The organism is Micrococcus sp. (assembly GCF_030523875.1).
In the GTDB taxonomy this organism is placed as follows: domain Bacteria; phylum Actinomycetota; class Actinomycetes; order Actinomycetales; family Micrococcaceae; genus Micrococcus.
In genome coordinates, this window is record NZ_JAUNHR010000122.1 from 1 (window position 1) to 4773 (window position 4773).

3 protein-coding genes and 1 tRNA gene are annotated in these 4773 nt (G+C 77.7%); all 4 read left to right on the plus strand.

The window, feature by feature from the left end:
* The first annotated feature begins 211 nt into the window (after positions 1-211).
* Positions 212-284 (plus strand) — tRNA-Glu (locus Q4D18_RS11125).
* Positions 285-448: 164 nt separating this feature from the next.
* Positions 449-2389, plus strand: coding sequence for a dynamin family protein (locus Q4D18_RS11130; protein ID WP_303128418.1), 1941 nt, complete (start codon positions 449-451; stop codon positions 2387-2389).
* Positions 2386-4122, plus strand: a complete 1737-nt coding sequence (locus tag Q4D18_RS11135; RefSeq protein WP_303128420.1) for a GTPase — start codon at positions 2386-2388, stop codon at positions 4120-4122. The genes Q4D18_RS11130 and Q4D18_RS11135 overlap by 4 nt, the downstream gene beginning before the upstream one ends.
* The coding region (locus Q4D18_RS11140) for a thiamine-monophosphate kinase (RefSeq protein WP_303128423.1) at positions 4119-4773 on the plus strand (655 nt) is incomplete at its 3' end. The genes Q4D18_RS11135 and Q4D18_RS11140, both read left to right, overlap by 4 nt.

The window sequence follows — 4773 nt, forward strand, 5'->3', positions numbered from 1 at the left end:
CATAGACCGCCGCCCTCACACGGCGTTACCGCGGGTCCGAAGCCCGCGGGGGAAACCGTGATAACGCGGGCCGGGACCCCCAGGGACCGGGCCTGCGGCGTCTCCGGGGGAGGTGCCGCAGGTCCGGCGTTGCAGGTAGCCGGAAGTGCTGGTATGCTTTCCAAGTCGTCCTCCGGGGAAGCCCGGGGAACGGCGACTGCCACGGCAGCACGGCCCCATCGTATAGCGGCCTAGTACGCCGCCCTCTCACGGCGGTAACGCGGGTTCGAATCCCGCTGGGGTCACAGTGAGAACGAAGGCCCGGTCCACCACGGACCGGGCCTTCGTCGTCCCCTGGCCGGCCCCTGCGCCCGGTCCCCTGGGCAGCTCGCCCGGCCCTCGACCGGGAGGGGGCCGCGGACGGTGCGTCCGCACGGTCCACGGGGCCTGCCCGTGAGACGATGACCCCGTGGAATCCACCGATCCGTACACCTCCCCGGCTCAGCCCGTCACGGGCATCGGCGTCGACACCGCCGTGCGCCGCGTGCGCGCGCACCTGGACGCGGTCGAGCTGCCCTTCGCCACCCCCACCGCCGAGGCGGACCGGGCGGAGCGCGAGCGCACCCGGCACCAGATCGACGACTACGTCCTGCCGCGCCTGGACTCGCTCGACGCCCCGCTGCTCGCGGTGGTGGGCGGCTCCACCGGCGCCGGCAAGTCGACCCTGGTGAACGCCCTCGTGGGCCACGAGGTCTCGCGCTCCTCCGCCCTGCGCCCCACCACGCGCCAGCCGCTGCTCCTGCACCACCCCGAGGACGCGCACTGGTTCACCGGGCCCCGCGTGCTCCCGGACCTGGCCCGCGTGACCGTGCACCGCTCTGAGGCCGCCGGACCGGTGGAGCCGGACTCCGGGGCCATGGACACCGTGGCGCTCGTGGCGGAGCCCTCCCTGCCCGCCGGCATCGCGATCGTGGACGCCCCGGACATCGACTCCGTGGCGGACGCCAACCGCGCGCTCTCCCGGCAGCTGCTCGAGGCCGCGGACCTGTGGATCTTCACCACCACCGCCCACCGCTACGCGGACGCCGTGCCGTGGGAGCTGCTGGACCAGGCCGCGGCCCGCGACATCACCGTGGCCGTGGTCCTCGGCCGCGTCCCGGACGGCGCGGAGAAGGACATCGAGCCGGACCTGCGCCGCATGCTCACCGCGCACGGCCTGCCGGACGCCCGCATCCACGTGATCCCGGAGACCCGGTTCGACGAGCGCGGTCTGCTGCCGGACGAGCACGTCGCCGGGCTGCGCTCCTGGCTCACCGCCCTGGGGGAGGACGCCCAGGCGCGCGGCGCCGTCGCCCGCCGCACCGTGGACGGGGTGCTGGCCCAGCTGGCCGGGCGCGTCGAGGAGATCGCCGAGGCCGAGCGCGCCCAGCAGGAGACCGCCGCCCGCCTGGCCGCGATCGTCTCCGACGCCACCGAGCACGCCGTGGACACGGTGCACCGCTCCACCTCGGACGGCACCCTGCTGCGCGGCGAGGTCCTGGCCCGGTGGCAGGACTTCGTGGGCACGGGGGAGTTCTTCCGCGGCCTGGAGACCGCGATCGGCCGCGTCCGCGACCGCGTGGGCGCGCTCGTGCGCGGCCGTCCCGCCCCGCCCGAGGAGGTCGAGGACGCCCTCGAGACCGGCCTGCACGCCGTGCTCGTCGAGGCCGCCGCCTCCGCCGCGGAGAACATCGAGCGCCGCTGGCGCGCCGAGCCCGCCGGCCGCGTGCTGGTGGCCGGCCGTGACCTCGGCTCCCTGCCGGAGGACACCTCGGACCGCGCCGCCGCCCTCGTGCGGGACTGGCAGGCGGACGTGCTGGCCCTGATCCAGGAGGAGGGTGCCGGCCGCCGCACCCGTGCGCGTCTGGCCGCGTTCGGCGTCAACGGCGCCGCCGTGGCCCTGATGGTGATCTCCTTCGCCTCCACCGCCGGACTGACCGGCCTGGAGATCGGCATCGCCGGCGGTGCGGCCGCCGTGGGCCAGAAGCTGCTCGAGTCGATCTTCGGCGAGGACGCCGTGCGCCGCATGGCCCAGCGGGCCAGCGAGATCCTGGACGCCCGCGTGCGGGTGCTCGTGGAGGAGGTCCTGGGCGGACGCTTCCTGCCCCTGCTCGCCCTCGAGCGCGGTCCCGAGGACACCGCCGCCCTGCGCGGCCTCGTCCCCGTGCTGCGCCACGGCGTCGACGCCGGGCTGGACGGGCCCGTGGACCCCGCGACGGACCCGGCGCCCGCGGCCCCGGCCGGGGACGCCCTCCCGGCCGCGGACCCGGACGAGGGCGCCGCCGACGTCGTCGACGTGCGCGCCGAGGACGTGCTGACCGAGGACGGCCGTCCCGCCGACCGCATCGAGGACGAGGAGCAGACCCGATGAGCCGCACCGCCGCCCCCTCCCTCGCCGAGCGCCTCGACGCCCTCGGCACCGCGGCCGAGCTCGCGCAGGACCGCCTGCCGGACCCCGTGGTGGACGACGCCGCCGCGGCCGTCCGCGCCGCGGGGGAGCGCCAGAGCCTCTCCGCGGAGCACACCGTGGTGGGCTTCTTCGGCGCCACCGGCTCCGGCAAGTCCTCCCTGTTCAACGCGCTCACCGGGCGCGAGCTCGCCGGCGTCGCCGCGACCCGGCCGACCACCTCCGAGCCGCTGGCCGCGGTGTGGGGCGTGGGCCGCGGCGAGGGCCGCGACGGCGAGGGCGGCGGCGCCGCGGCGCTGCTCGACTGGCTGGGCGTGCCCCGCCGTCACCTGCTCGACGACGCCCCCGTGCTCGACGGCGGCCGCCGGGGCTTCCTGGGCTTCGGCCACAAGGACGGGGCGGACGCCACCGGCCTGATCCTGCTCGACCTGCCGGACATCGACTCCGTGCAGCGCTCCCACCGGGACGTCACCGCCCGCCTGGCCGGGCATGTGGACGTGCTCGTGTGGGTGGTGGACCCGGAGAAGTACGCCGACGCCGTCATCCACCGCGACTTCCTGGCCACGATGGCCTCGCACGCCGCGGTGACCCTCGTGCTCCTCAACCAGGTGGACCGCCTCTCCGTGCAGGACCGGGACTCCGTGCTGGCCTCGCTGCGCCGCATGCTCTCCGGCCACGGGCTCGGCGACGTGCGCGTGCTGCCCGTCTCCGCGCGCACCGGCGAGGGCCTCGAGGAGGTCGGCCGGCAGATCGCGGCGATCGTCTCCTCCCGCGGCGCCGCCGCCGAGCGCCTCGGCGCGGACGTCACCGCCCGCGCCCGTGCCCTCGAGGAGGCCTCGGGCCCGGGCGAGCCGGCCGGGGTGGGCGACGACGACGCCCGCCGCCTGGGCCGCGACCTCGCCACGGCCGGCGGCGTGTCCGCCGTGGTGCGTGCCGTGGAGGGCTCCTACCGCCTGCGCTCGGCCAAGCGCACCAGCTGGCCCGTGCTGCGCTGGATGCACTCCTTCCGCGCCGACCCGCTGCGCCGCCTGCACCTGATGCCGGAGCGCGCCGTGGGCCGCCGGGACCAGGACCCCGTGCGGCGGGACCCGGACCTGCACCGCACGTCCCTGCCGGAGCGGACGCAGACCCAGCGGGCCGTGGTCGAGGGCGCGGTGCGCACCCTCGTGACCTCCGCCTCCGCGGGCGCCTCCGAGCCGTGGGCGGCCGCCGTGCGCCGCGCCGGCCGGCAGCGCCTGGACGAGGTGCCCGCCGCCGTCGACCGCTCCATCGCGGGCACGGACCTGGGCGCGGCGAAGGGCAGCTGGTGGTGGCCCGTCCTGGACGTGCTGCAGTGGCTGGCCCTGGCCACGGCCGTGGCGGGCGCGGGCTGGCTGGGCGTGCTCGCCCTGGCCGCGTACCTGCAGTTCCCGCTGCCGCCGGCCCCGACCGTGGAGGGGTTCCCGATCCCCACGCTGCTGCTCGTGGGCGGCCTCGCCCTGGGCCTGCTGCTGGCTCTGCTGGCCATCCCGCTGACCCGGTTCACGGCGGCCTCGCGCGGCAAACGGGCGCGGCGCCGGCTGGAGGACGCCACCACGGCCGCCGGTCGCGAGCTCGTGGTGGACCCGGTCCAGACCGAGGTCGACCGCCACGCGCGCTTCCGCGCCGCCCTGGCGCAGGCCACGGGGGCCGGCGTGCGGGCGCGCTCGCGCCGGTGACGTCCACGGACGGGGTCGTGGGCGCCGTCGTCGGGGACCTCTCCGAGGAGGAGCTGCTCGAGGTCGTCCAGGCGCGGCTGGCCCCCGTGGCCCGGGACGCGGCCTGGCCGGCGGGCACCGTGGCGCCCGGCGACGACGCCGCCGTCCTGCCCGCCCCGCGCGGCGCCGTGGCCGTGTCCACGGACGCGATGGGGGAGGGCACCGACTTCCTGGCCGTCTGGCCGGCCGGTGTGCGCACCCGCGGCCACGACGTCGGATGGAAGGCCGCCGCGCAGAACCTCTCCGACGTCAACGCGATGGGGGCCGTCGCCACCGGACTGGTGACCGCGCTGACCCTGCCGCGGGAGACCCCCGTGGCGTGGGCGGCGTCCCTGGCCGGCGGGTTCACGGCCGCGATCCGGGCCCTCGGGGCCGACGGGTGCCGGGTGGCCGGCGGGGATCTGGGCGAGGGGGACCGGGTGCACGTGGCCGTGACCGCGCTCGGGGACCCGCCGGCCTCCGGGGCGGTGCGTCGCGTCCCGTCCCCCGCGTTCCGGGAGCGCGTGCTCGGCGAGGGGGCGGCGCTCGTGCACGCCGCAGGCTCGGACGGCCCCGGCTGGGGCGAGCCCGGTCCGGGCTGGGCCGCGGCGGGCCTGGCCCTGCTGCTCACCG

Bases quoted from the DNA above. Each gene is read 5' to 3' on its own strand.
- Q4D18_RS11135 (WP_303128420.1), top strand. From the start codon at position 2,386: ATGAGCCGCACCGCCGCCCCCTCCCTCGCCGAGCGCCTCGACGCCCTC.